We start from the raw sequence: 23,197 nt of genomic DNA, 5'->3' as shown, positions 1-23,197 counted from the left end.
CCGCGTGAGGCCACACCCTCGGCCATGGCCAACCGCTGGACGCATGTCGCGATCCTGGTGCTGGTGCTGCCGCTGTTCGGGCAGAGCTTCCATTATGTGAAGGCGGTCCCGGCGCTGTGGGCGCTGTCGAAGCTGTGGCCGCTCGCCTCGCTCCCGCTCGCGCTGCTGCTGTTCGCGGGGCCGCGTCCGGCCGGGGCGCGGCAGGTGCTGGTCACCTTCGCCTGGCTGCTGCTGGTGCCGACCTTCATCGCGACGATGACCTTCCAGCAGACCTTCTTCGTCGGGCTGACGGCGCAGGTGAAGCTGCTGCCGATCCTGTATTTCTTCTCGTTCCTCGGCCTGCTGCGCTGGATGCGGCCGACACTGCGCGAGCTGGCGACGAGCTTCCTTATCATCGCCGCCCTCACCTTCATCGTCACGCTGCTGATCTGGCGGCTCGCGCCGCAATCGGCCTATTCGCAGCATTATGTCGCGGGCGATTCCCCGCTGCTCGGCGCCGACAGCCGCGGCAACCGCATCCGCATGCCGATGTATTTCGGACTGATCGGCATCTTCTATTGCTACCGCCGCTTTCTCACCGCTCTCAAGCCGCACTGGCTGCTGCTCGCCGGGATCGGCTTCACTATCGTGTTCGCGCTCGTCAAGATGCGCTCGATCGTGCTCGGGCTGGTCCTGATGGCGGCGATCAACGCCTTTGTCGCGGCGACCCCCAAGATGCGCATCGCGCTCGTCGCGCTGATGCCGTTCGGGATCGCCGCCTTGTTCTCGGTGCCCTATGTCGCATCGGTGTTCAGCACCGATCGCAGCTTCGCGTTCGACGTGCGCATGACGACGACGATCAAGGCGATCGACTTTCTCGGCACCAATCCGTTCGCCTGGCTGTTCGGCGTCGGCACGATCAGCCCGATGGATCCCGCCGGGTTGATGACATACTTCAACCACTTCTTCTTCCTCGCCGACATCACCTGGATGGGCGTGCTGTTCGAATTCGGCCTGGTCGGCGCCGCCTTGATCCTGGCGATCCCGGCGCGCGGGTTCGCACTGGTGCGGCAGGCGCGCGCGCTGCGCGACGACCCGTTCCTCGCGGCGCTGCAGGATTATCTGCTCTATGCGATGCTGATATCCGAGATGTTCCCGATGACGATGGCGCCGGGCGAACTGACGATCATCATGGCGATCGCGGTCTATGTCCTGTCGCTCGACCGGACGCGAACCCCGCTGGCGACGCAGTGATGCGGCTTTGGCTCTTCGTGGCAGCGCCCCTGCTCGCATCGTTCGCGCCGTCCGTACCCGACGGCCCCGCCGTGATCGCGATCGACGCTGCGGCGGACCGCCATCCGATCAGCCCGCTCATCTACGGCGCGAGCTTTGCCGATACAGCGACGATCGCCGATCTCGGCCTTGCCGCCAACCGCTCGGGCGGCAACAGCGCCTCGCTCTACGATTGGCGCAGCGAGGCGCGCAACGCCGGGCGCGACTGGTATTTCGAGAGCATGCCCGTCACCCCGGGCGAGCCCGCACAATATGGCACGCGCTTCATCGCGCAGACGCGCGCGGGCGGCGCCGCGCCGATCGTTACCGTGCCGATGATCGGTTGGGTCGCGAAGCTGGCGCCCGGCGGCGGCAAGCAGGCGAGCTTTGCGATCTCGAAATATGGCGCGCAGGAAGCGCGCGACAGCGATGGCTTGCCCGACGCCGGCAATGGTAACACCCCCGCGGGCCGACCGATCGTCGGCAACGATCCGCACGATGCAGCCCAGCCCGATGCCCCGGCCAACCAGCAGGCGTGGATCCGCAGCCTCGTCGCGAAATGGGGAGAAGCGGCGCAAGGCGGCGTCCCCTTCTACGCGCTCGACAACGAACCGAGCCGTTGGCACGACATCCACCGCGACGTGCATCCGGTCGGCCTCCACGCGCGCGAGATCGCACAGGCGACGATCGCCTATGCACGAATGGTCAAGGTGGCCGATCCGTCGGCAAAGGTGCTCGCACCCGAGGAATGGGGCTGGAACGGCTATCGCTACAGCGGCTTCGACCAGCAGGCGGGCGAGGCGCACGGCTATCGCGACTTGCCCGACCGCCGCGACCAGACCGGCGGGATGGACCTGCTGCCGTGGCTGCTGACGCAGTGGAAGCGCGCCGGGCACCCGATCGATATCCTCAGCGTGCACTATTACCCGCAGGGCGGCGAATTCCATGAGGGCCAGGACGATGTGTCCCCGGCGATGCAGGCGCGGCGCAACCGCTCGACCCGCGCCTTGTGGGACCGCGCCTATACCGATGAAAGCTGGATCGCCGACCGTGTCGCGCTGATCCCGCGCCTGCGCGACTGGAGCGCGAAATGCTATTATCCCGGCACCCCCCTGGCGATCACCGAATATAGCTGGGGTGCCGACGGCCACATGAACGGCGCCACCGCCCAAGCCGACATCCTCGGCATCTTCGGGCGCGAGGGCGTCTACATGGCGGCCCGCTGGATGGCGCCGGCCCGCGGCACGCCGATCTATCTCGCGATGAAGCTGTTCCGCAATCCGCACGGCACACAGGCCGGCTTCGGCGAGACCAGCGTGGCAGCGCAGGCGCCCGATCCCGACACCGTCGCCGCCTTTGCCGCGGTGCGCGCGAAGGACGGGGTGCTCACCGTCGTCGCGATCAACAAGCGCGCCAACCATCCGGCGCCGGTCCGGATCTCGCTCGCGCATTTCGCGCGCGCGGGGAGCATCACCGGCGCGCGCGTCGCAGACGGGCGACTGATCCAGCTGCCCCCGACGCGCTACCGCGACGCGGCGATCGCTGCCACCTTGCCCCCACAAAGCGTAACCCTGTTCGAGGTCCGTCCCGATGCGTCCTGAAAGTCTCGCGCGGCTGCGCGCGCAACACGGCGGGGCGCTCGTCACGGTCGCGACGCGGCTGATCGATTTGCCGTGTCGCTATGGCATGCATTTGCTGATCGCGCTCCGTCTGCCGCTGGCAGAGGTCGGTGCGTTCTACATCGTGTACGGCGTGATGACGATCGCAGGCGGGCTCGGACGGATGGGCGTCGACCGCGCGCTGACGCGCGAAATGGCGCGCGTGCTGGCGGTGGGCGACGTCCACGCGGCGCGCTCTGCGATGTTCCGCGCCTTCCGGCTGGTCGGCGCGATGTCGCTCGGGCTGACGCTGGTCGCGCTCGCGCTCGCATGGCCATTGGCGACCCTAATCCTGCGCAAGCCCGATCTGACCGCCCTGTTCCTGGTCGGCGCGCTCACGATTATCCCGCTCAACATGTCCAGCGTCGCGGCGGGGGCGTTGGCCGGGCTGCACAAGGTCACGCTCAGCCAGATCGTCTATACCTGGCTGTGGCCCGCACTCTTCTGCCTGACGGTGCTGCTGATCCCGATGAACGCCGCCAACGCCTTGCTCGCGATTGCGTTCGGCATGGTCGGGGCGACGGTGATCGGATGCGGCATGCTGTACGCAGCGATGCCGCGGGCTGTGGCCGATGCGCCGCGGGTGGCCCCTGCCCCGCTGTTCGGGATCGGCGCGTCGCTGTTCAGCGCGGAGTTCGTGCAACTGCTGATCAGCGCCGCGCCGACCTTCGCGCTCGGCGTCTTCGCGCCGACGGCCGAGGCGGGGCTCTATGCGATTGCGTGGCGCGTCGTGCTCGTCATCTACATGTTCGTCAGCAGCGTCTCGTCGATGGTCTCGCCGCGGTTCGCGCGGCTCTACGCGCTCGACGACAAGCTCGGCCTGCAGCGCGAGGCGGCCAAGGCGTTGGGCTTCGCGCTGACCCTCGCCATCATCCCGATCCTGGTCGTGAGCATCGAGGCGGTGCGGATCCTGCAACTGTTCGGGACGAGCTATGCCGCGGCGGATTCGACGCTGCGGATCCTGCTCGTCGGGCAATTGGCGGTGACGCTGACCACGACCACGCCCGAGCTGCTCGGCATGACCGGCTACGCGCGCGCGCTGTTCCGTCTCAACCTCGGTGCCTTCAGCGTGCTGGTCGTCGGCTGTACGGTGTTCACGCCGCAGATGGGCGCGGACGGCGCGGCGCTGGCGGTCTCGGGGACGATGGTGTTCAATGCGATCGGCGCGACGCTGGTCGCGCGCAAGCGGCTCGGCTTCTTCCCGCTCGGCGCGCTCTATGCGTCGCTGCGCGGGCGGAGCCAGGCAGCGGCCTCGGCCAGCCCGACCGCGAGCGGGGTCCACTGAACCCCAAGTGCGACGCTCGCGCGCGTCGGATCGAGCCGGATATCCTGCCGCCATAACCGCGCGAGCGACGGCGGGATCGGCGGCGGCAAGCGGCCGGTAAGCTTTTCCGCGAGCTTGAGCGGGATCGCGAGGCCCTTTGTGTCGAGCGTCAATTGCCAGCCCGGCACGCGCCGCACCGGCACTTCGCCGAGCGCGCGCGCGAAGGCGAGGAAATAGCCGTTCCAGTCGGGCGCATCGGGCATGGCGAGGTTGACCGGACCGCGCACCTCGGGCGTGCGCAGCGCCGACAGGATCGCGGCGACGACATCGTCGATATGCACGACGTTGCTGCCCCCGTCGCCGTTCGCGCCGAGATCCCCGATCCGGCGCAACGTCAGCAGATCGGCGATCCGCCGCGACCATTGCGCGCTGCCGGCGCCATAGATGCAGCCCGGCCGCAGCATCACGACATTATGCGCGGCCTCGGCCAGATGCTCGGCCTCGACGCGCGCGACGGCATAGGCGTTGGTATCGGGCAGCAGCGGGGCATCCTCGGCGACCATGCCGATCGCCGAGCCATAGACCGCCATCGAACTCATATGGACGATCCGCCGGTCGGCCGCCGCGTGGAACAGCGCATCGGCATTGGCGACGATCGTGCGTGCATCGCCCGCGACGCAATTAACGATCGCGTCCATGCCGATGACCGCCTGGCGCAGATCAGCCCGGTCGGTCGCATCGAGCACGATGCGCTCCAAGCGGCAGGCGGCATTGGCGCGCCGGCAGCCGACGACCGGGACGGCCCAGTCGCTCGCCGCAAGCGCCCTGGCGACGCGAAGGCCGACGAACCCGTCGGCCCCCAGCACGAGTACGCGCATCATGCCGCGCCGACCTGCAACCGGTCGGCAAGGCGCAGCGCCAGAGCGACCGCGGTCAGCGTCGGGTTGGCCTGGCTCGACGTCGGGAAGACCGCTGCGCCCGCAAGGTGGAGATTGGCGATGCCGTGGACGCGGCAGTCCTTGTCGACGACGCTGCGGCGCGGATCGTCGCCCATCCGCGCGGTGCCGATATGGTGACCGCCATAGGCGCCGTACCGGGTCATCTCGGTCTCGACCATGTCGGGGTCAAAGTCGAAGCGGCCACAGCCCGAGCGTGCGAGATCGTCGCTCAGCAAGGCGAGCGCGGTCTGGACGGTCGTCACATCGCCGCGCGTGTAGCGCCAATCGACCGTCAGCCGCGGCATGCCGAACGCGTCGCGATCCTCGCCCAACGTCACGCGGCTGTCGGGCTGAGGCTCCTGCTCGGCGTGGAAATCGAGGCTGTAGACGTTGTTCTTGGGCGCGACCACGACCGACGGGAATTTGCGCTCGGCCAGCCGACGATCGACCAGCATCTGTTTGGCGAAGCCCGCAACCGCCAGCGGATCGCGCGCGATGTTCCAGGCGTGGCGCGCGGTGGTGGCGATGCCGCCCGCCCCCTCATCGGCGAGGCGTTTGCGATAATGCGCCGGGACCAGCATTCGGCCAAGGTACAAAGCCGACAGCACGCTCGCCCCATGCGCCGGATCCGCGATCCTGGGATGGTGCAGCCGCGCGACGAAATTGCCGATGCGCTGCGCGGTCTGCGTCTCGGCGGTCAGCGCCAGGCGGCGGCGGCAATAGCTGCCGTCGGCGGCCATGTCGTAGCCGTGCCAGACCGCGCCGGTCGCATGGAACGCGCCGATCGTGCCGGCGAGGTGGCACATGTAATAGCGCCCGACGACGTCGTGCGCGTTGCCGATGCCACTCGGCTGGACGTCGCGGCTGGCGAGCAGCAGCCGCGCAGTCTCGAGGCCACCGGTCGCCAGGACATACGCCTGCGCCACGATCGGAACCGTCGCGCCAGCATCGGTGCGCACGCTCAGCCCGGTGACCGCGGTGCCGTCGGCGTTCAGCGCGATGTGCGTCACTGCGGCGCCGAGCAGCACGCGGATCCGCGGCGATTGCGCCAGCCGATCGCGATAGCGCTTGCCGAAATCGGTCGGGCAGCTGAACCGCTCGAGCGTGTCGCTGGTGAAATGCTGTCCGGCAAATCCGGCGATCATCGGCTTGCGCACGTCGGGAAACGCCGCGTCGAGCGTGTAGGCAAACGCGCCGGCCTCGCACAGCCGGTTGGCGTCAGGGTAATAGGCGGCGAGCGCATCGGGACCGATCGGCCAGCCGCTGTCGGGGATCCAGTCGCGCGGCGCAAAGTCGATCGGGTCGAGCGGCATGCAGCGCCCACCCCAGATCGTGCTGGTCCCGCCGAGCCGCCGCTCGCGATATTCGTCGAGCGGATAATGCAATGCAGGGTCGGTAACGGTGCCGCGATAGGCATCCTGCTTGCTCGCGTCGTGCGTCGTGCCGCCCGCCTCGAGCAGCACGACGTCACGCCCGAGCTCGGCAAGCCGCAACGCCAGTGCGATGCCGACGGGCCCTGCCCCGACGACGCAGACGCTGCCCGCGATGGCGGGCGTATCCGGCAAATCTGTCATGTTCACGATCACGCCCCCGCGATAGCCGGCAAAGGCTTCATCGAGGTTAACCGTCGCCGCCGCGGCGCTTCGGTGAAATATTAACGACCGCCGCGCTAGATCGCTTACCGATCATCGCGACGGAAATGGCCATGAAGAACGTTGAAGGACCGACGTGGCGGGCAGCGCCGCCCGATAGCGAAAGCAATGCCCGGCGTTTTCTGGGAATGCAGCTATCCTCGTTCGACGTCGATGCGTGTGCGCGTCACATCCTGACGGCCCCCTCGCGCGACGGGGCGACGCTGTTCGTCACGCCGAATATCCAGCACATCGCGATCGCGCGCAAAGATCCCGAATTCGCAAGCCTGCTCGCCGCGGCAGAGCTGGTCGTGTGCGACGGGTTCCCGGTCTATCGCTACGCCCGGTGGCGCGGACACGACGTGCCCGCACGAGTGACCGGCCGCGAAGTGATCGAGCGGATGATGGCCTATCCCGATCTGCTGGCGCGCCACCGCTTGTTCTTCGTCATCGACGGCGCGCAAACCCAGGCCGCGATCGAGTGCTGGATCGCCGATGCCCTCCCCGGCGTCGCCGCCGAGTTCGTCATTCCGCCCTTCGGGTTCGAGGAGGACGCGTCCTATTGCGCCGGTCTCGCCGCGCAGATCGCGCGGTTCGAGACCAGCCTGTTGTTCCTCTGCGTCGGCGCGCCGCGCAGCGAGCTGTTCGCCCACCGCCACCGCGCGCTCCTGCCGCCCTGCCACGCGCTGTGCGTTGGCCAGGCCTTCCAGATCGCGCTCGGGCTGACGACCCGCCCGCCCGGCCTGATCGTGTCGCTCAACCTCGAATGGGCGTGGCGGATCGTGCTGGCGCCCAAGCGGATGCTGCGGCGCTACGGCCCGAGCGCGGTCGGTTTCCTCGCCGCGATCCTCGACGATCTCCGCGGTCGGGATCGTTTCGGTCGGGTTATCCAATCTTAACCCGACCGCGATATCGATCGCTCAATAACGACGCATCTCGCCGGGAGGAGATGCCCCGACGTCCTGCCAACTCTCCATCTCGAAGGCCCGCACTATGGAACAGCAGATTCGCGACATTCTGGCCGAGGTCGGTGGCCTCGTCGTCCCAGTCGGACAGGTGAAGCTCGATCAGGATCTGTTCGCCGCGGGGCTGACCTCGTTCGCGACGGTGACGGTCATGCTCGCGCTCGAGGAAGCGTTCGACCTCGAATTTCCCGACCGGCTGATGACCCGCGCCACCTTCGGCAGCATCGCCACGCTGCTCGCGGCGGTGACCGAATTGAAGGGCGACCGCGTTGCTGCATGATCCGGCGCTAGGCGGAAAGCTCGCGGCCGAGCGGCTCGCTCGCGTCGTGGCGGTCGCGGCGGCGCATGCCGATTCGGTAGATCGTGAGGGGCGATTCCCGGCAGAGGCGATGGCGGCGCTTCGCGAGGAAGGCCTGCTCGGCGCGATGGTGCCGCGGGCCCTCGGCGGCCACGGCGCGACGCTCGCCGAGGTCGCTGGCCAATGCCAGAAGATCGCCGGCGCCTGTGCCTCGACCGGCATGATCTATGCGATGCACCAGATCCAGGTCGCCTGCGTGCTCGATCACGGGCTCGATCAGGATTGGCACCACACCTTCGCCCGGCGTATCGCCGAGGAGCAATTGCTGCTCGCCTCGATCACGTCGGAAGTCGGCATCGGCGGCGACATGCGCTCGAGCCTGTGCGCGGTCGAGGTGGCGGACGGCCGCTTCGCGTTGACCAAGCAGGCCCCGACCGTATCCTACGGTGCTTACGCCGACGTGTTCCTCGTCACCGCGCGCGCGCATGCGGATGCGCCGCAATCCGATCAGGTCATCGTCACCATCCCACGCGCCGACGGCACGCTGGAGGTGACCGGCAGCTGGGATGCGCTGGGAATGCGCGGGACGTGCAGCAGCGGTGGCAGCTTCACCGCGCATGGCCATGCCGACCAGATCCTGCCCGTACCATTCGCGGATATCGCAGCCGATACGATGGTCCCGGTCTCGCACCTGTTATGGGGTGGCGTGTGGACCGGCATCGCGGCCGACGCGGTATCACGCGCGCGCAGCTTCCTGCGCGCGTCGGCGCGACGCCAGCCCGGTGTCGTGCCGCCCGGCGCGGCGCGGCTGATGCAGGCGGCGGGGCTGCTCGACATGATGCAGGGCCGCATCCACATCCTGCTCGGCCAATATGACGCCTGCCACGCGCTCGGCGATGCCGAGCGCAAGATCGTGTCGACCGAAGACGCCGGCTGGCCCGGCGGCATGGCCCGCGCGACGGCGATGAACATGCTCAAGCACGACGTATCGGAAATGTGCCACCGCGCAGTGCTCCAGGCGCTGCTCGTGTGCGGCATGGCCGGCTACAAAAACGGCACCGACTTCAGCGTCGGACGGCATCTGCGCGACATCCTGTCGGCGCAGCTGATGATCAGCAATGACCGCATCGCGGGGAATACAGGGGCTTTGCTCCTCGCACAGCGATCCGATTTGGGGACTCTTTGACATGGACATGCAGACGAGCTTTCGCACGCGGCTGATCGCCGAGGGCATTCTTTTCCCGACCGGCGTCGATGGGCTGTTCGGCCGCAACGGCACGTTCGAGGCGGTGTATGACGGGCTCGAGCACGCCATCACCAATTTCGGGCGCGGCTCGGGCGCCGAAGTGATGCGCTTCCCGCCGGCGATGGCGCAGACGACGTTCGAAAAGAGCGGCTATATGAAGAACTTCCCGCATTTCGCGGGGACCGTGCACTGCTTCTGCGGCGACGACCGCGCGCATCATGCGCTGATGGGCCAGATGGAGCGCGGCGAGGACTGGATGGGGAAGCAGGAACCCGCCGACATCGTGCTGACGCCGGCGGCCTGCTATGCGGTCTATCCGATCGTCGCCAAGCGCGGCGTGCTGGCGGATGCGGGACATCTCGTCGATGTCGCCTCCTATTGCTTCCGTCACGAGCCGTCGCTCGAGCCGACCCGGATGCAGCTGTTCCGCATGCGCGAATATGTCCGCATCGGCACGCCCGCGCAGGTGCTGGCGTTCCGCGAGGAATGGATGGAGCGCGGTCAGGCGTTCGCGACCTCGCTTGAACTTCCGTTCGAGGTCGATGTCGCCAACGATCCGTTCTTCGGCCGCGCGGGCAAGCTGATGGCCGACAGCCAGCGGATGCAGAACCTCAAGTTCGAGCTGCTGATCCCGGTCAATGACGGCGCCGGTCCGACCGCGTGCCTCAGCTTCAACTACCACATGAGCTATTTCGGCGACACGTGGGACATGCGCACGCCGGACGGCAACGCCGCGCAGACCGCCTGCGTCGCGTTCGGCATGGAGCGGCTCGTGCTCGCACTGCTGCGCCATCACGGCTTCGACCTCGACCAGTGGCCCGCGGGTGTCCGCGAGACGCTCGCGCTGCGCTAACCGTGGCGCCGATCGTGGTGGGGGCCGCACGCATGACGCCGTTGTTCTTCGAAGGCCGGTTCGGCTGGCTCCATGAGCCTGCCGGGCCGACGGCCACCATGGGCGACCCGGCGCGCGCGCTGGGCGTCGTGCTGTGCCCGGCCTTCGCGCAGGAAGAGGTCTGCACGCATCACGGCATGATGGAACTCGCCGAGCGGCTCGCCGCCGCCGGTCTGCCGACACTGCGCCTCGACTATCGTGGCACCGGCGACAGCGCCGATGTCGCGGTTTCGGTCGCGAGCATGGTCGAGGATGTCGCGCGGGCTGTCGATTGCCTGCGGCAGCAGACCGGGGTGAGCGCGGTCGCCTTGTGCGGGGTCCGGCTCGGTGCCGCGCTCGCCGCGCTCGCGACGCCCGATCTCGCCGGGATCGCAGGAGTAGCGCTGCTGGCCCCCGTCGTTTCGGGCCAGGCGTTCCTCCGCGAGACGCGCGCTTCGGCCAGCGTCGCAAGCCTGTCGAAGCTCGATCCCGTGCCCAAGGCCGATGCGGGGCTACCGCTCAACACCAACGGCTTCCACTGGAGCGCCGCGCTCCAGGCCGATGTCGCGGCGATCGATTTGGCGAGCGCCTCGCTCCGTATTCCCCACGCATTCATGGCGATCGCACGGACCGATCGCCGCGCCGCGGCCTTCACGACTGCCGTGCGCGACGCCGGCGGCAGCGTCACCGACTGTGCCTTCGCCGATTATGACGGGTTCATGCAGGATCCGACGACGCACAAGACCCCCTACGCCACCTTTGCGATGGTCGAGGCGTGGCTGTGCACACTGTCGCGCGCCGTCGGGGCCGTCCCCGCCGCCCCGGCCGTCGCGGTCACCGAAACGCTAGAGATCGGTGGATGTCGCGAAACGCCGATCCGCTTCGGTGCGGGCGATGCGGTGTTCGGCATGCTGTGCGCCCCGTCGGAGCGCACAGCAGCGCCGGTCGCCGCGCTGCTGCTGCATGAAGGCAGCACGCACCATATCGGCAACGGCCGCGCCTATGTCGCGCTCGCCCGGCAGCTCGCGCGCGCCGGCATCGCTTCGCTGCGTATGGACCTTTCGGGGATGGGAGACAGCCCGGCGTTCGGCAATGGCCGCAATCCGCATTACGATCCCGAACGCCAAGGCGAAGTCCGCGCCGCCATGGACTGGCTAGCGCATGCCGGGTTCGGCAAGGGCGTCGCGTTCGGGTTGTGCTCGGGCGCGCACACCGCGCTCCAGGCGAGCATCGCCGACCCGCGCATCGTCGGCAGCGTGATCGTCAATCTACAGAAATTTGTGTGGAATTACGGGGACGACATCCGCGTCGCGGTGCGCAACAACAAGCGCACGCTGCGTTCCTATATCCGCTCGATGCGCAACCCCGGCGAGTGGCGACGCGCGCTGACTGGTCAGGCCGATCTGGTAGGCGTCGCGCGCGTGCTCGCCAAGCGCGGCATCGCACGCGCCGGCCATGCCGTGCGCAGCCTGCTGCCGCCCGCCGCAGGATCTCCGCTGGCGGTGGTGCGCGAGCAGATGCAGGCGATGACGGCGCGGCGCGTTCACAGCGTATTGGTCTTCAGCGACGAGGACCCCGGCCTGTCCGACGTCTGGGTGCATTTCGGGCGGGCCGGGCGGCGCCTTGCCGCTTATGCCCCCGCGCGTCTCGTCATGCTCGAACGCGCCGATCACCATTTCAACGGTAGCGAAGCGCGGACGCGCTATTACGAGATCGCCGAAGCCGCGATGCAAGCGGCGATCGCCGACCATGCGAGCGGCATGCCGTCGGTCGAACCCTTGGTGTCGCCCGTCGTGCGGGAGGCCGACCGAGCCCGGCGGCGGGCATGAAGTACGAGGCTGAGTTCGTCGCAGCTGGAAACGTCCCGCTCGCGACGAGCGTTGCCGGATCGACCTGGCGGCGCGAAATCCGCCTGTGCATCTATGCTGCGCTCGCCTTGGGCGATGGCGTCGCGATCAGCATCGCCTTCCTGCTCGCCACCCTGATCCGCTTCGGTACCCCGTTCGATCCCGCCGGACTGACGAGCTTAACGGTGATGCTCCCGGTCTATTACGGCATCGCGTTCCAGCGCAAACCCTATAGCGGGCGGTTCTTCACCAATTGGCGCCGCACCGCGCACGACGCGATCACCGCGCTCGTCACCGCGATCGCCGTGTCCGGGATCGTCGCCTTCGCGATTCACGCGCAGATCGACATATCGCGCAGCGTCGTGCCGATCGGCGGCATCTTGAGCGGGATCGCGCTGATCGGCACGCGCGCGCTGATCCACCGCATCGCCCTACCCCTGCTCGGTGGCCATCCGATCGCGACGATCGTGCTGATCGACGGCGCCCCGATCGACGTGCCGCCGGGCGTGCGATCGCTCGACACCGGCGTTTACGGCCTGTGCCCAGACCCGACCGATCCCCACGCGCTCGACCGGTTGAGCGCGGCGATCGGCGGCGCCGAGCGCGTCGTGCTCGCCTGCCCCGGCGAGCGCCGCGAGGCGTGGGCAGTGACGCTCAAGGGCGCCAATGTGCAGGGCGAGATCGTGACGCCCGACCTGATGGCGATCGGCGCGGTGCGCTTGTCGTCGTTTGCCGATTGCGCCTCGGTCGTGGTGTCGCTCGGGCCGCTCGACACGCTCAACCGGATCCTCAAGCGCGCCTTCGACATCGGCGTTTCGCTCGCCACGCTCGCGTTGCTCTGGCCGGTGCTGCTGGGCGTCGCGATCGCGATCCGGCTCGACAGCCCCGGCCCGGTGCTGTTTCGCCAACCGCGCATGGGCCGCGGCAACGCGCTGTTTTCGATCCTCAAGTTCCGAAGCATGCGCATCGACGCGTGCGACATCGCCGGCGACCGCTCGACCGAGCGGGACGATCCGCGCATCACCCGCGTCGGTCGCTTCATCCGCGCGACCAGCATCGACGAACTCCCCCAGATCCTCAACGTCCTGCGCGGCACGATGAGCATCGTCGGCCCGCGCCCGCACGCGCTCGGGTCGCTCGCCGGCGACAAATTGTTCTGGGAAGTCGATCGGCACTATTGGTATCGACATGCGGTCAAGCCAGGCATCACCGGCCTTGCTCAGATCAACGGCTTTCGCGGCGCCACGGCGGTGCCCGAAGATCTCGAAAACCGCCTGCGCGCAGACATCTCCTATATGCGTGGCTGGACGATCTGGCGGGACATCCGCATTCTTGCCGCGACGACGGGCGTGCTGCTCCACCGCAACGCCTTTTAACGTCGCCATAGCCGGGATCGCCGCCGCGCGCCTGCCCAAGGTTCTTACCGGTGGAAAGGCGCGATTCGGTCTAAGAAAGCTGTGTCGTATCGATCTGGCAGATGCACGAACGGCGTGATCTTCGACTCGAGCCCCGATTGGTCAGGTCACACTGGCACCTGCACGCTCGTCCGAGATCACCCATAGCGCTGTAACGCCAGCACGACGGCCTCTCCCAAGCATATTCGAAATGCGACGGACCGGCAGGTCAGACAACCCCTTGCATGTGGTCATACCATTTGATACTTTCTAGCTCTAACGGGTCCGCAAACGACAAAGAAGTTGCGGTCTGATTGGGGGAGGAACAGCATGATACACCTGCGCAATTCTGTGTGCCGTCGCGCCTTGGTCGCGGCAATGCTCGTCGGTGCGACACCCGCGCTGGCACAGACTGCCACTCCAGGCGGCCTGACCGCGCCGTCGCAAAGCGCACCCGGCGGCCCGACCAGCAGCGTCGCACCCGACCCTGACAGCGCAACCGACATCATCGTCACCGCCAACAAGCGCGCCGAGAACGTGCAGGACGTGCCGCTTGCGGTCTCGGTTCTGCAACCCGCGCAGCTGCAGGCCGCAGGCGTGCGCGAATTCCAGGACCTCGGCCGCGTCGCGCCGTCGCTGGTCGTCCGCCCCGCCGAACATCCCGTCAACGCCAACGTCTCGCTCCGCGGCGTCGGCACATTCGCCTTCGGCATCGGCGTCGAGCCGAGCGTCGCGGTGCTGGTCGACGAAGTCCCGCTCGCCTTCCAGGCACGCGCCTTTTCCGATCTGCCCGACGTCGAGCGGATCGAGGTGCTGCGCGGGCCGCAGAGCACCCTGTACGGCAAGGCAGCCTCGGCCGGCCTGATCAACATCATTACCCGCGACCCGACCCCGACCTTCCACGCGCGCGCCAATGCGCTGGTGACGAGCGACCAGGAATATGGCGGCAATTTCAGCCTGTCGGGGCCGATCAGCCCTGAGCTCGGCTATGTCTTTTCGGGAAGCTACAATTTCTATGACGGGAACGTGCGCAACGTCTTCAACGGCAAGGACGTCAATGGCCGCCGCACGATCAACACGCGCGGCAAGCTGCGCTGGAAGCCGAGCGACGACGTCACCATCACGTTGTCGGCCAACTATCTGAACGGCAAGACCGACGTCGGTCGCCCCTTCATCCGCGTCGCGCCCAACGCGCTGTTCCGCAACACCGCTGGCCTGACGCAAGCGGTGGTGTTCCCCGGCTTCACGCCGAGCACGCAGAACGACAAGATCAGCAACAATTACAACGCGCGGACCAATTACGAAGGCTATGGCGGCTATCTGCGCGGCGAGTTCGGGCTCGGCGACCTGACGCTGGTGTCGATCACCTCGTACGACAGGTTCCAGCTCAACGACTTCCTCGATCAGGACGACACTGCGCTGTCGGTGCCGATCGGCAGCAACGTCCAGATCGGCACGTTCAATTCCAAGCTCGTCACGCAGGAATTGCGGCTGCAGTCGCCGGGCGACAAGCCGTTCCGCTACACGCTCGGCGCCTATTTCGCGAAGGTCGACTTCAACCGTCCCTTCTATCGCGGCCCCGCCTTCTCGCTCGCCAACTGGTTCGCCACCTCGGATTCGCGCCAGCTCGCGGGCTTCGTCCAGGCCGATTGGGAGTTCCTGCCCAAGGCGACGCTGACCGGCGGGCTTCGCGTCCAGAACGAGAAGATCAACTACACCTTCCGCGACATCCAGAACGGTAACGCCTTCTTCAGCGGCGGCGCCGAGGATACCGCGGAGACGCACCGCGTCAGCCTGCGCTACGAATTCACGCGCGACGTGAGCGTGTTCGGCACCTATTCGACCGGATACAAGGGCCAGACCTACGATCTGACCACCGGCTTCAACGCCAACCGTGCGCTTGCCGGGCCGATCAAGCCCGAGACCTCGCGCGACTTCGAATTCGGCGTGCGGACGCAGTTCCTCAATCGCCGCGTGACGCTCAACGCCACGGTGTTCGATACCAACTTCACCAACCTCCAGGCGCAGGGGATCGAGACGCTCGCCGACGGCACGCAGAATTTCCGCCTCGCCAATGTCGGCAAGCTCAACACGCGCGGGGTCGAGGTCGAGAGCTCGGCACGGATCGGCAGCGACGTGTCGGTGAATGCCGCCGCGACCTATCTCGATGCGCGGATCAAGTCGTTCCCGGTCGCGCAATGCTATATCGGGCAGACCGCGGCGCAGGGGTGCACCGGCTCGCCGGCGCGCCAGAACCTGGCCGGCGCGCGCGCGGCGCAGGCGCCCGAATGGAAGCTGTCGGCCGGGGCGGATTATTCGCCGGCGATCGGCGATACGCTGCGCGGCGTCGCGCAGATCAACTGGCAATATACCAGCACGGTCAACTATTCGCTGTCGCAGGATCCCGAGACGATCCAGAAGGCCTACAGCATCTTCAATATCGGCCTCGGCATTCGCGATGCCAACCGCCGCTGGGAAGTCGTCGGCTTCGTCAACAATCTGTTCGACAAGCAATATTTCCCGGCTTTGGTGAACACTGCAGGCAATTTCGGCAACCTGCAGGCGACGCAGGCGATCCTGCCGCGCGATTTCCGGCGCTATGGCGGGGTCCGGTTCGGGCTTAACTTCTAAGCGTATGCGTGGGGGCGGCGTGGTCGCCCCCACGGAGCTGGCATCGGACGTGATCAGGGACAGTATGATGCAGCACAGACTAAAGATCGCGCTCGCCGCCTGTGGTGCCGGGGCGCTCCTTGCCAGCGGTGCCCCGGCGCAGCATGCGCCGGCCGGAGACGCGCCGGCCCAGGCCGCGCAGGCCCGGCCCGGCATCGACGCGCCGGAACTCGCTCGGCTCGGCACGCATCCGGTCGGGGTCGCGGACGTGGAGTTCGTCCAACCGGCACAGGCCGATCCGCTGACCGGAACCGATGCGCCGACGGTCGCCGACCGGCATTTGCCGCTCAAGATCTGGTATCCTGCCGCCGCCGCGGGGCGCGGCACGCTCTATCGCACCGGCTTGCCAGGCGAGGACGGCCACGACGTCGTCTTTACCGTACCCGGCATCGCCACCCCCGGCGCGAAAGCCGCGACGGGCCGCTTTCCGCTCGTCATCCTCGCGCATGGCTACAGCAACACGCCTGAGGTGCTGTCCTGGCTCGGCGAAAATCTCGCGAGCAAGGGCTATGTCGTCGTCACCCCGGCGTTTCGCGATCCCTCGATCACGATCCGCACCGCCGCCGCCGCGGCCGGGCCGATCACGCGCCGACCGCTCGACATCGCCTTCGTCGCGGCCGAGGCGCAGCGGCGCGCGAGCGCCGGGCAAGGCCTGTTCGCCAGCGCCGACGCGACGCGGACCGCGCTGATCGGCTATTCGATGGGCGGCTACGGCGTTTTGACCGCGGCGGGCGCGCCGCTCGACCCGGGTCTCGCGGCCGCCACGCGCGGCGTGCTCGCGCCGTATGTCGCTGGCGCCCGAGAGGCCGACATGCTCAAGGTCGCCAACCTCAAGGCGGTGGTGGCGATTTCGCCCGCTAGCGTGATCCGTGGCACGCCGCTATGGGCGGCGCCCGGCGTCGGCGCGCTCAAGGCCCCGACCCTGTTCATCGTCGGCAGCCAGGACCATACCGTCGGCTATGCGCCCGGCGTGCGCACCCTGTTCGACGAAGCCGTCCACGCGCCGCGCTATCTGCTCACCTTTCGCGAGGCCGGCCACAGCATCGGCCTGATCGGCGCGCCGTCGGCGATGCAGCATTCGTTCTGGGACAAGGACTGGTTCGAGGATGCGGTGTGGCGCAAGGACCGGCTGCTGGCGGTCGAGGCGCATTTCATCACCGCGTTTCTCGATCGCTACGTCAAGGATGACACCGCCAAGGCCAGCTATCTCAACGGGCTGGTGCCCAATTCGAACGATGGCGCATGGGCGGGTCTGCCCCCCGGGCGCCATACCGAATACAGCCCCGGCCCGCCCGCCGCGACGCTGTGGAAAGGCTTTCAGCCCGGCAAGGCAGCCGGAATGAGCTTCGAGTTCAAGCCCGCGCAATAGACAGACACGTTGAGGGCCCCGCCGGCATCGGCGTCACGGCCCGGGAGCACTGATCTTGATGGCGATGACACAGACGATGCGCTGGTTCGGCCCCACCGACCCGGTGCCCCTCCGCGATATCCGCCAGGCCGGCGCAAGCGAAGTGGTGACCGCGCTGCACGAGGTGGCGAACGGCGACGTCTGGCCGCGCGCCGCGATCGCCGCGCGCAAGGCCATGATCGAGCAGGCCGGGCTCGGCTGGAGCGTGGTCGAGAGCCTGCCCGTGCACGAAGCGATCAAAACGCGTGGGGCCGAGCGCGACCGCTTGATCGCACAATATTGCGAGAGCCTGCGTAATCTGGCGGCGTGCGGCATTAGCGTCGTCACCTACAACTTCATGCCGCTGCTCGACTGGACCCGCACCGATCTGGCCTGGGCGATGCCCGATGGCGCGCTGGCGTTGCGGTTCGAGCTCGAGGCGGTCGCGGCCTATGACATCCATATCCTGCGCCGACCCGGTGCCGCCGCCGACTACGCGCCTGCGCTGGTCGAGGCCGCGGCCCGCCGCTTCGAGGCGATGGACGACACCGCGCGGACCGCATTGGCGCGAACGATCATCGCCGGATTGCCGGGCAGCGAAGAGAGCTTCACCCAGGCCGAATTCCAGGCGGCGATCGACACCTATGCCGAGATCGGCCCCGATCGGTTGCGCGCCAACCACATCGCCTTTCTCGAAGCCGTTTGCCCGGTGGCCGAAGAGGTCGGCGTGCACCTCGTCGTCCATCCCGACGACCCACCCTTCCCGATCTTCGGCCTGCCGCGCACGGTGAGCACCGAGGCGGACCTCGCCGACCTGTTCGCGCGCGTGCCGAGCCGCGCCAATGGGCTATGCTTCTGCGCGGGCTCGTTCGGGGTTCGTGCCGACAACGATCTGCCGGGCATGGTCGATCGGCTCGGCGACCGGATCGGCTTTCTCCATTTGCGATCCGTCCAGCGCGAACCGGATGGCGCCTTCCACGAAGCCCCGCACCTCGAGGGCGATGCCAACATGGCGGCGATCGTCGGCGCGGTGCACCGACTGCAGGAACGGCGCGGGATTTCTTTGCCGATGCGGCCCGATCATGGGCACCAGATGCTCGACGATCTGACCAAGCGCACCAACCCGGGCTATTCGCTGCTCGGCCGGATGCGCGGGCTCGCCGAGTTGCGCGGGCTCGAACGCGGCATCGCCTTCGCGCGCGCCGACGCGGCACAACCCCAGATCAACCCAGAGGAGCGCTGACGTGCAGATGACCCGCAAGATTCGGTATTTGGTGGCGGCGGTGCTCGTCGGTGCGGCGCCTGTCGCGGCGCAGGAGGTTGCCCCGCAGCCGCTGACGCTGGCGACCGTCAAGAACAGTCCGCTGCTCGCCTCGGCCGACATGCGCGACGGGGTCGATCTGTCGGGGCCGTGGCATTATTCGATCGACCCGTTCCGCTCGGGACTGGCCGGCTTCCACGGCGAAGTGCCGGGGCTGTCGCAACAACGCTATCTCGATCTCGATGTCGGCAAGGCGATGCGCGACGACAATCGCGCGCTGTTCGAATTCGACCTGCCGCACTCGCCGGTCACCACCCTGCCCTCGTCCTGGCTCACCGAGGCGCCCGAACTGCGGCACTATCAGGGGCTGATGTGGTATCAGCGAAGCTTCCCCGCCCCCGCGCAGCGCACGGGGCGCAGCTTCCTCCGTTTCGGCGCCGCCAATTACGCAACCGTGGTCTATCTCAACGGCAAGCCGCTCGGGCGCCACGAAGGCGGCTTCACCCCCTTCGCGTTCGACGTCACCGGCCTGCTGCGCGACGGCGACAATCAGATCACGGTCGGGGTCGATTCCCAGGCGACTCCGGCCACCGTGCCACCGCCGGTCACCGACTGGGAAAATTACGGCGGCATCACCCGCGCCGTCCGGCTGATCACGACGCCCGATACCTATGTCGATGACGCCTGGGTCCGCATGACGCGCGACGGCAAGCTGGCGGTCGAAGCGCATCTGCGCGGCCCGCAGGCCGGCGATCAGCCGCTGCATCTGCGCATCGCCAAGCTCGGTCTCGATCTGGCGGGCCGCACCGACGCGAACGGCGATTGGCGCGCGACCGTCGCCGCCCCCCGCGCGCTGATCCGCTGGTCGCCCGAGCGGCCGCAACTCTATGATGTGACGATCGCCGCCGGTGCCGACACGTGGCGCGATCGCATCGGGTTCCGCACGATCGAAGTCCGCGGCACCGACATCCTGCTCAACGGCAAGCCGATCTTCCTGCGCGGCATTTCGCTGCACGAAGAGGAGATCGGCACCGAGCCAACGCGCGCGATCACCCCGGCGGCGGCCCGTGCTTTGCTGGGCGAGATCAAGGATGGCCTGCACGGCAACTATGTCAGGCTCTCGCACTATCCGCATTCCGAAGTGATGACTCGGATGGCCGACGAAATGGGCCTGATCGTGTGGAGCGAGGTGCCGGTCTACTGGCTCGTCGCCTGGTCCAACCCCGATACGCTGGCGACCGCGCGCAACATGGTCGCAGAGAACATCCTGCGCGACCGCAACCGCGCCTCGATCGCGATCTGGAGCGTCGCCAACGAAACCCCGGTGACCGACGCGCGCAACACCTTCCTGCGCACCCTGGTCAGCGACGTACGCGCGCTCGACGACACGCGGCTCGTCAGCGCGGCGCTGCTGGTCGAACGCTCGGAGGGCACGACCGGGCCGGTGATGACGATGGCCGATCCGCTCGCCGACGTGCTCGATGTGCTGGCGATCAACACCTATAACGGGTGGTACACGCCCGATCGGCTCGCCGACGTGCCCGGCATCAGCTGGCGCGTGCCCGTCGGCAAGCCGCTGGTCTTTTCCGAATTCGGCGCCGATGCCCGCGCCGGCTTCCACGATATCGGTGCCGCTCCGCAGAAATTCTCCGAGGAATATCAAGCCGCTTATTACCGCGCGACGCTGGCGATGGCCGATCGGGTGCCGACGCTGCGCGGCATGTCGCCGTGGATCCTCAAGGATTTCCGCTCGCCGCGACGGCAGAATCCCGACTTCCAGCAAGGCTGGAACCGCAAGGGGCTGATCTCCGAGACGGGCGAGCGCAAGCAGGCGTTTGGCGTCCTGGCGACCTATTACGACGCCAAGGCCACACCGCGCGCGAAGTGACGAGGCCGCGTGAAGCGGCCCTATAGGAGAGTAGAAAATGACCATTCGGACCGCGCGCATCGCCCATTTCGCGGGAGCCGCCGCGCTGGCGCTGAGCCTTCCCGGCACGGCGCTCGCATCGACGCCCCCGTCCTGGATGGCACCCGCCGTCGTCGCGAAACAAGCGGCCGCCCGCGCCGATGCAGCGAAGGAGGCGATCGCCCGGTCCCGCGCGCGTCAGCTGGTCGCGGCGATGTCGCTCGCGCAGAAACTCCAGCAATTGACCGGTAGCGCACCGTCGGTCCTTCCCGAACTGCCCAATTGCTTCGGCGCGCGCCACGTCACGGGCATCGCCGAGCTCGCCATCCCGACCTTCCGGATCACCAATGGGCCGGTAGGGGTCGGGCAGAACGACTGCGTCTCGCTCGAGGTGGAAAAGGCGCGCCCGGCGGGCAACGCGCCCTTCTTTGCCCCCTACACGCACCCGAGCTCGGCACACGCGACCGCGCTCCCGTCGGGCATGGCGGTGGCGGCATCGTTCGATCCGCGCGTCGCGACCGATTTTGGCGGCGTCATCGCGACGGAGATGAACAATCTCGCGCTGCACGTCTTCGAGGCGCCGGGGATGAACCTCGCGCGCCTGCCGATCCTCGGCCGTAATTTCGAATATTTCGGCGAGGACCCCTATCTCGCCGGCACGATGGCGGTCGCCGAGACCAAGGCGGTGCAGTCGGCCGGGATCATCGCGATGGCGAAGCATTTCGTCGCCAACGAGCAGGAAACCAACCGGATGACGATCCGCGAGACCGTCGACGATCAGGTCCTGCGCGAGCTGTATCTGCTGCCGTTCGAGATGAGCGTGAAGGACGGCAAGGTCGCCGCGATCATGTGTTCGTACAATTATCTCAACGGCCTGCAGGCGTGCGCCAACACGGCGATGCTGACCGGCGTGCTGCGCGACGACTGGAAATTCAGCGGCTACGTCCAGACCGATTTCTTCGCGCTGAAGAACACGGTCCCGTCGCTCGCGGCGGGGACCGATCACGAAATGCCGACCCCGCTCTATTGGTCGCCCGACAAGATCGGCGCCGCGATCGACCAGCGCAGCCTGTCGATCGGCCAGATCGATACCGCGCTCGAACGGCGCTACACGCAGATGTTCAAGGCCGGGATCTTCGACCGCAAGCTCGTCCAGACGCCGATCGATTTCGTCGCGGGCGGGAAAGCCGCGCGGCGGATCGGCACGCGCGCGGCGGTGCTGCTGCAGAATAACGGCGCCCTGCCGCTCTCGCCAACGGCACGCAGCATCGCGCTCGTCGGCAAGGCCTCGCAACCCTATGCGCAACAGGCGATCGCGGGCGGCTCGATCCTCGGCAAGGCGATGGGTGCGGGCGGCGGAAGCTCGGACGTGGTGCCGGACTACACCGTTTCCCCGGTCGATGGCATCCGCACCGCGCTACGCGACCTCGGGCGCGGCGACGCGGTGGTCAAGCTGGTGCTGATCGACGACGCCAATGCCAGCGCGACGGTCGACGGGGTGACGGTCCCGTTCGCCAAGGCGCTCGAAACGATCGGCGCGTCGGACTCGGTGGTCGTCATGGCCGGCACCAATGCCGAGGAAGGCGCCGATCGCGCGACCTTCGTGGACAAGGACGGGCACCAGTTGGCGACAGCGGCGGCGGCCGGCCTGTCGCTCGATTGGTACGTCGCCAAACCGAGCGCGATCGCCACGACCGATCCCGCGGGCAACACCGCCAAGTCGAGCCAGACCGGCGCCATGCTCAACGCCATCCTCGCCGCGCGCTCGACCACTGGCGTGGCGATGCCGCAAAAGACCGTGCTGGTGTTGAAGGACAATGCCAGCGTGGCGATGGATCCGGCGCTGCTCGGGCCGCAAGGGCCCGCGATCTTGGAGACATGGTTTCCAGGCCAGGAAGACGGCAGCATCGTCGCCGACCTGCTGTTCGGCCGTGCCGATCCGGTCGGCCGACTGCCCGTCACCTTCCCGGTGGCAGGCAAGGGTTTCCTCGACGAGATCGCGGCCGATCAGTTCCCCGGCGTGCGCGACGCGGGCGGCACGTTCCAGGCCGTCCAGTATAGCGAGAAGCTCGCCATCGGGTATCGCTGGTACGACGCGAATGCGGGCGGAAAATGCGCGCCAATTGCCGGCGCGAACCCCTGCGTGGCGTTCCCATTCGGCTATGGATTGGCCTACACACGCTTCGCCACATCCGCGCCAAAACTTGCCGCCGATCCACGGACGGGCGGGTATAGCGTCTCGCTCGACGTCAAGAACATCGGTCCCCGCGCGGGGTCCGAGGTCGTCCAGGCCTATGTCTCGCTGCCCGAGAGTGCAGATCGGCTGAGAGTGAAGCAGCCGCCGAAGCGCCTCGTCGGGTTCGGCCGCGTGACGGTCGAGCCCGGTGCCACGCAGACCGTGACGATCGCGATCGATCCGGCAGCCAGCAACCATCCGCTCGGGGTATGGGATGGCGCGCAGCATCGCTGGGTGATGCCGTCGGGTCGCTATACCCTGTGGGTCGGCACCTCGGCATCGCCGGCGGACCTGGTCGAAGCGGGCCGCTTCGTTCGATAGGACGGAGCCGCCGATCGGACGCGATGGCTCAGCAGCGCGGTTGGGAGCGCCCC

General features: G+C 67.8%; 16 protein-coding genes. 14 read left to right on the top strand and 2 right to left on the bottom strand.

What is annotated here, in order from left to right:
- The first annotated feature begins 24 nt into the window (after window positions 1–24).
- From EAH76_RS19295 to EAH76_RS19285, 3 genes are read left to right on the top strand one after another with little or no spacing between them, the layout of a single operon-like run.
- Window positions 25–1,233, top strand: coding sequence for a hypothetical protein (locus tag EAH76_RS19295; protein ID WP_140851899.1), 1,209 nt, complete (start codon window positions 25–27; stop codon window positions 1,231–1,233).
- Complete coding sequence (locus tag EAH76_RS19290; RefSeq protein WP_140851898.1) at window positions 1,233–2,852, top strand: glycoside hydrolase family 44 protein; 1,620 nt, start codon at window positions 1,233–1,235, stop codon at window positions 2,850–2,852. The genes EAH76_RS19295 and EAH76_RS19290 overlap by 1 nt, the downstream gene beginning before the upstream one ends.
- Complete coding sequence (locus EAH76_RS19285) at window positions 2,842–4,194, top strand: lipopolysaccharide biosynthesis protein (protein ID WP_140851897.1); 1,353 nt, start codon at window positions 2,842–2,844, stop codon at window positions 4,192–4,194. Before EAH76_RS19290 ends, EAH76_RS19285 begins: the two co-directional genes overlap by 11 nt.
- On the opposite strand, the gene EAH76_RS19280 is transcribed toward EAH76_RS19285, so the two are convergent.
- Entirely contained in the window at window positions 4,125–5,054 is a 930-nt protein-coding gene (locus tag EAH76_RS19280) for an NAD-dependent epimerase/dehydratase family protein (RefSeq protein ID WP_140851896.1), read from the bottom strand. The two genes, EAH76_RS19285 and EAH76_RS19280, sit on opposite strands and share 70 nt — an antisense overlap.
- On the bottom strand, window positions 5,051–6,685 hold the full coding sequence (locus EAH76_RS19275; RefSeq protein WP_194151046.1) for an FAD-dependent oxidoreductase: 1,635 nt from the start codon (window positions 6,683–6,685) through the stop codon (window positions 5,051–5,053). Before EAH76_RS19275 ends, EAH76_RS19280 begins: the two co-directional genes overlap by 4 nt.
- Window positions 6,686–6,816: 131 nt before the next feature.
- On the opposite strand from EAH76_RS19275, the gene EAH76_RS19270 reads away from it, so the two are divergent.
- The 11 genes from EAH76_RS19270 (at window position 6,817) to EAH76_RS19220 (ending at window position 23,144) form a co-directional block, all read left to right on the top strand.
- Window positions 6,817–7,641: a WecB/TagA/CpsF family glycosyltransferase gene (locus tag EAH76_RS19270; RefSeq protein ID WP_161989099.1), complete on the top strand. Its 825-nt coding sequence runs from the start codon at window positions 6,817–6,819 to the stop codon at window positions 7,639–7,641.
- Between the two features lie 94 nt (window positions 7,642–7,735).
- On the top strand, window positions 7,736–7,987 hold the full coding sequence (locus EAH76_RS19265) for an acyl carrier protein (protein ID WP_140851893.1): 252 nt from the start codon (window positions 7,736–7,738) through the stop codon (window positions 7,985–7,987).
- Complete coding sequence (locus tag EAH76_RS19260) at window positions 7,977–9,191, top strand: acyl-CoA dehydrogenase family protein (protein ID WP_206667908.1); 1,215 nt, start codon at window positions 7,977–7,979, stop codon at window positions 9,189–9,191. Before EAH76_RS19265 ends, EAH76_RS19260 begins: the two co-directional genes overlap by 11 nt.
- Window position 9,192: 1 nt before the next feature.
- Window positions 9,193–10,104: an amino acid--[acyl-carrier-protein] ligase gene (locus tag EAH76_RS19255; RefSeq protein ID WP_140851892.1), complete on the top strand. Its 912-nt coding sequence runs from the start codon at window positions 9,193–9,195 to the stop codon at window positions 10,102–10,104.
- Window positions 10,105–10,136: 32 nt separating this feature from the next.
- Window positions 10,137–11,951 carry a serine aminopeptidase domain-containing protein gene (locus EAH76_RS19250; protein WP_140851891.1) on the top strand — a complete coding sequence of 605 codons (1,815 nt, stop codon included), beginning with the start codon at window positions 10,137–10,139 and terminating at the stop codon, window positions 11,949–11,951.
- Window positions 11,948–13,345, top strand: a complete 1,398-nt coding sequence (locus EAH76_RS19245; RefSeq protein WP_140851890.1) for a sugar transferase — start codon at window positions 11,948–11,950, stop codon at window positions 13,343–13,345. Before EAH76_RS19250 ends, EAH76_RS19245 begins: the two co-directional genes overlap by 4 nt.
- Before the next feature lie 348 nt (window positions 13,346–13,693).
- Complete coding sequence (locus tag EAH76_RS19240; protein ID WP_241659797.1) at window positions 13,694–15,994, top strand: TonB-dependent receptor; 2,301 nt, start codon at window positions 13,694–13,696, stop codon at window positions 15,992–15,994.
- 67 nt (window positions 15,995–16,061) lie between these two features.
- Window positions 16,062–17,402: an alpha/beta hydrolase family protein gene (locus EAH76_RS19235; protein ID WP_140851889.1), complete on the top strand. Its 1,341-nt coding sequence runs from the start codon at window positions 16,062–16,064 to the stop codon at window positions 17,400–17,402.
- A 64-nt stretch (window positions 17,403–17,466) separates the two neighbouring features.
- On the top strand, window positions 17,467–18,663 hold the full coding sequence (gene uxuA, locus EAH76_RS19230; RefSeq protein WP_241659796.1) for a mannonate dehydratase: 1,197 nt from the start codon (window positions 17,467–17,469) through the stop codon (window positions 18,661–18,663).
- Window positions 18,664–18,670: 7 nt separating this feature from the next.
- The gene (locus tag EAH76_RS19225; protein WP_140851887.1) at window positions 18,671–20,569 is read left to right on the top strand and encodes a glycoside hydrolase family 2 protein; all 1,899 of its coding nucleotides are present in this window, start codon (window positions 18,671–18,673) and stop codon (window positions 20,567–20,569) included.
- A gap of 37 nt (window positions 20,570–20,606) precedes the next feature.
- A complete protein-coding gene (locus EAH76_RS19220; RefSeq protein WP_206667907.1) occupies window positions 20,607–23,144 on the top strand; it encodes a beta-glucosidase family protein in 2,538 nt (845 codons plus the stop codon).
- Window positions 23,145–23,197: the final 53 nt, after the last annotated feature.

The organism is Sphingomonas glacialis (genome assembly GCF_006439055.1).
GTDB classification, from domain to species: Bacteria; Pseudomonadota; Alphaproteobacteria; order Sphingomonadales; family Sphingomonadaceae; genus Sphingomonas; species Sphingomonas glacialis_A.
This window is presented reverse-complemented; position numbering and strand designations above follow the sequence as displayed.